The sequence below is a fragment of the Pseudomonas sp. CM25 genome (assembly GCF_013179705.1).
In the GTDB taxonomy this organism is placed as follows: Bacteria; Pseudomonadota; Gammaproteobacteria; order Pseudomonadales; family Pseudomonadaceae; genus Aquipseudomonas.
The window spans coordinates 1-4,623 of the sequence record NZ_JABMCW010000389.1; the positions used below are offsets into that span (position 1 = coordinate 1).

General features: G+C 60.8%; 4 protein-coding genes. 1 reads left to right on the plus strand and 3 read right to left on the minus strand.

Going from position 1 to position 4,623, the window contains the following annotated elements; genetic code table 11:
* Positions 1–134: 134 nt before the first annotated feature.
* From HP546_RS26225 to HP546_RS26235, 3 genes are all read right to left on the minus strand, one after another.
* Entirely contained in the window at positions 135–1,055 is a 921-nt protein-coding gene (locus HP546_RS26225; protein ID WP_172231546.1) for an SdiA-regulated domain-containing protein, read from the minus strand.
* Between the two features lie 174 nt (positions 1,056–1,229).
* On the minus strand, positions 1,230–1,895 hold the full coding sequence (locus HP546_RS26230) for a fumarylacetoacetate hydrolase family protein (RefSeq protein WP_172231549.1): 666 nt from the start codon (positions 1,893–1,895) through the stop codon (positions 1,230–1,232).
* A gap of 26 nt (positions 1,896–1,921) precedes the next feature.
* On the minus strand, positions 1,922–3,319 hold the full coding sequence (locus HP546_RS26235; RefSeq protein WP_172231552.1) for an FAD-binding oxidoreductase: 1,398 nt from the start codon (positions 3,317–3,319) through the stop codon (positions 1,922–1,924).
* A gap of 171 nt (positions 3,320–3,490) precedes the next feature.
* On the opposite strand from HP546_RS26235, the gene serA reads away from it, so the two are divergent.
* On the plus strand, positions 3,491–4,623 hold a 1,133-nt coding region (serA, locus tag HP546_RS26240), incomplete at its 3' end, for a phosphoglycerate dehydrogenase (RefSeq protein ID WP_172231555.1).

Here is a 4,623-nt window from a genome sequence, read left to right on the forward strand (position 1 = left end):
GCCGATAACGGCCACAACAAGGAACAGGCGAACAAAACGGCGCATAAGGCAGACTCGGCACAAGGGTGGCGAATCTAACCATTAATGGCTGAAACATAGCTTAATGCCAGCGTCAGAAAAGCCTGAAGATGCTGTCAGTGCTTCTTGAAGCGATAAAACAGTGCCGGCTCGCTGACCATGTAGAGGTTGCCTTTGTCGTCCATGGTCACCCCTTCGGCACGCGGAATGGTGTCCTGCAGGCCATTGAAACCACCGAGCAAAGTCATGAAGCTGACCTGCTGGCCCTGCTCGTCCAGCTCCAGCAGCATGTTGGAATCGGCGGACAATACCAGCAGGTGGCCGGTGCGCGGGTCCACGCCCAGGGCGGACAGGTTGCGCAGGTCGAGCTCGTCACTGGGCAGTGGCTGCTTTTCACCCATGAGCGGGCTGCGGCCATCGGTGTTCCAGGTGTACAGCTTGGGTGGGCGCTCTTCGCCGATGACCAGGCGCTGGCGCAGCGGGTCCCAGGCCACTGCTTCGAAGCCCTTGTTGCTCTTCACCGACGGGCCCAGGTCGTGGCTCTGGAAGTCGGCGTGGTTCAACACCGTGGTCCGGGCATCGACCTTGACCACCGTCAGGTCATGCAGGCGCTCGTCGGTGATCGCCAGGTAGTCGTCTTCCAGGACGGCGACGCCTTCCGGGTTGTTCCAGCCGTTGAGCGGGATCTTGCGCAGTACATCGCCGTCCAGGCTCAGCTCGACAAGGATGGGGTTCTTGCCCATGACCGCGAACAGGGTACGTGTACGCGGGTTGAAGGCCACGTCCGAAGCTTCGTCATCGTCCATGCCCGGCAGCGGTTTGGCGTCGATGTCGACCTGGTAGTCCGGCAGCCACACGCTTTCGCTGCGCTCGGCGGTGGTTTCCAGGCTTTCCTTGAGCCATAGTGCGCCGCGGTCATCCCAGTGCATGGCCACTGACACGCCATAGCCGATCACCGCTGCCACGGCCAGGCCGAAGGGCCAGCGCAGGTAGAAACGGCGCTTGGAGGTTGCCGGGGCGCTGGAAGGTGATGGCATGCGGAGGTCCTGGGAGAATGGGCGGAGGTCCGCGCATTATCCGCATAAGGTGTGAAAAATCGGTAAACAGGACCGGCCTCTTCGCGGGTAAACCCGCTCCCACAGGAATGTCACAGGCCTGTGGAGAGCCCTGTGGAGCGGGCGTGCCCGCGAAGAAGCCAACCCGGTCTGGAATCAGAGCACCCGGCTTTCGAAGCGGCTCACACCCGGCAGCTCCAGCACCAGCTCATCACCGACATTGAACGGCCCCACGCCCGCCGGCGTACCGGTAAGGATCACATCCCCCGCCTGCAGCGAGAAATGCGCCGCCATGTACTGGATCATCGGCACGATCGGGTTGAGCATCATTGCGCTGTTGCCGTCCTGGCGCACTTCGCCATTGACGGTCAGGCGTACCGGGATGTCGGTCACATCCTCGAAACTGGCGGCAGACACGAACGGCGGCAGCACGCAGGCGCCATCGAAGCATTTGGCCAGCTCCCAGGGCAGGCCTTTCTCTTTCAGCTTGGCCTGCACGTCACGCAAGGTCAGGTCCAGTGCCGGGGCATAACCGGAAATCGCGTCCAGCACCTCCTCTTCGGTCGGGTGGGTGGAAAGCGGTTTGCCCAGCAGCACGGCAATTTCGGCCTCATAGTGCACGGAACCGCGCTCGGCCGGGATCTTGAAACCACCTTCGGCCGGCACCACGCAGCTGCCCGGCTTGATGAACAGCAGTGGCTCGCTGGGGATCGGGTTGTCCAGTTCCTTGGCATGCTCGGCATAGTTACGGCCGATGCACACCACCTTGCCCAGCGGGAAGTGAATGCGTGTGCCGTCTACGTACTGGTGCTGGTAACTCATTGGCCGACTCCTGTGGATACTGCTTTTTATTCAGGTGCGAAGATCTTACCCGGATTCATGATGCCGTTAGGGTCGAACACGGCCTTTATTGCCTTCATGCAGGCGATTTCTTCGGCCGAGCGGCTGTAGCCCAGGTAGTCGCGCTTGGTCATGCCCACGCCATGCTCGGCGGAAATCGAACCGTTGTAGCGCTGGACGATCTCGAACACCCATTTGTTGACCTTGGCGCACGAGGCGAAGAACTCGTCCTTGCCCATGTGCTCGGGCTTGAGAATGTTCAGGTGCAGGTTGCCATCGCCGATGTGGCCGTACCACACCACTTCGTAATCCGGGTAGTGCTCGGCGACAATGGCGTCGATATCACGCAGGAACGCCGGCACTTTCGAGACCGTGACAGAAATGTCGTTCTTGTACGGGGTCCAGTGCGAGATGGTTTCAGACAGGTATTCGCGCAACTTCCACAGGTTTCTCAGCTGGGTTTCGCTCTGGCTCATCACCCCGTCCAGCACCCAGCCCTGCTCCACGCAGTGCTCGAAGGTGGCCAAGGCCTGGTTGGCAACCTCTTCGGTACTGGCCTCGAACTCCAGCAGCGCATAGAACGGGCAAGCGGTCTCGAACGGCGCCGGCACATCGCCCCGCCCCATGATCTTGGCCAGGCCTTTGTCGGAAAAGAACTCGAAAGCCGTAAGGTCCAACTTGCCCTGGAAGGCGTGCAGCACCGGCATGATCGAGTCGAAGTCCGGCGTACCCAGCACCATGGCGGTGAGATTGCGCGGTGTACGGTCCAGGCGCATGGTGGCCTCCACCACAAAGCCCAGGGTGCCTTCGGCCCCAATGAACAGCTGACGCAGGTCATAGCCGGTGGCGTTCTTGATCAGGTCTTTGTTGAGTTCCAGCAGCTCACCCTTGCCGGTGACCACTTTCAGGCCGGCCACCCAGTTGCGGGTCATGCCGTAGCGAATCACCTTGATACCACCGGCATTGGTGCCAATGTTGCCGCCAATCTGGCTGGAGCCGCTGGAAGCGAAGTCTACCGGGTAATAAAGGCCCTGCTCTTCAGCAAAGGCTTGGAGCTGGCGGGTGATCACCCCTGGCTGGCAGATCACGGTGCGGTCGAAGTTGTTGAAGCCGAGAATCTGGTTCATGTAGTCGAAGGCCACCACCACTTCGCCATTGGCCGCCACCGCCCCGGCGGAAAGCCCGGTGCGCCCGCCAGAGGGCACCAGCGCCACCTTGTGCGCATTGGCCCAGCGCACGATCGCCTGCACCTGTTCTATCGTCTTCGGCAGCACGATTGCACTGGGTGCCGGCGGGAAATGCTTGGTCCAGTCCTTGCCATACGCTTCAAGCGAAGCCGCGTCAGTCAGGACCTTGCCAGGGTCGACAAGGGTCATCAGTTCATCAATAACAGCGGGGTGGGTCATCGCTGGAACTCTCGACTTATTCATAGTCACCCTGAGCACTCTTCACCTGTCGGGATAGGCTCAGATTGTGTCGCGTATGCTAGCATAGCCCTCCCGCTGTTCATGCTAAGGCTGCCGTGGCGCCTGGCATCACCCTCGCCATTTTTATCTCCGGGATACAGGTTTACGCAGATGAGCAAGACTTCTCTCGACAAGAGCAAGATCCGGTTCCTTCTTCTTGAAGGTGTGCACCAGAACGCGGTCGATACCCTCAAGGCCGCCGGCTACACCAACATCGAATACCTCACTGGTTCGTTGCCGGAAGCCGAGCTGAAGGAAAAGATCGCCGATGCCCACTTCATCGGCATTCGTTCGCGCACCCAGCTGACCGAAGAGATCTTCGACTGCGCCAAGAAACTGGTCGCCGTCGGCTGCTTCTGCATCGGCACCAACCAGGTCGACCTGGAAGCTGCCCGCCAGCGCGGTATCGCCGTGTTCAACGCGCCGTACTCCAACACCCGTTCGGTCGCCGAACTGGTACTGGCCGAAGCCATTCTGCTGCTGCGCGGCATCCCTGAGAAAAACGCCTCCTGCCACCGTGGCGGCTGGATCAAGAGCGCGGCCAACTCGTTCGAGATTCGTGGCAAGAAGCTGGGCATCGTCGGCTACGGCTCGATCGGCACCCAGCTGTCGGTACTGGCCGAAAACCTGGGCATGCAGGTGTACTTCTACGACCCGCTGACCAAACTGCCGCTGGGCAACGCCGTACAGGTCACCAGCCTGAACGAGCTGCTGGGCATGGCCGACATTGTCTCGCTGCACGTGCCTGAGCTGCCATCCACCCAGTGGATGATTGGCGAGAAAGAAATCCGCGCGATGAAAAAGGGCTCGATCCTGATCAACGCCGCCCGTGGCACCGTGGTCGAGCTGGACCACCTGGCCGCCGCGATCAAGGACAAGCACCTGATCGGCGCCGCCATCGACGTGTTCCCGGTCGAGCCGCGCTCCAACGACGAAGAGTTCGAAAGCCCGCTGCGTGGCCTGGACAACGTGATCCTGACCCCGCACATCGGTGGCTCCACTGCCGAAGCCCAGGCCAACATCGGCCTGGAAGTTGCCGAGAAGCTGGTCAAGTACAGCGACAACGGTACCTCGGTATCTTCGGTCAACTTCCCGGAAGTTGCCCTGCCGGCGCATCCAGGCAAACACCGCCTGCTGCACATCCACGAAAACATCCCGGGCGTGCTCAGCGAGATCAACAAGGTGTTCGCCGAAAACGGTATCAACATCTCCGGTCAGTTCCTGCAGACCAACGAGAAAGTGGG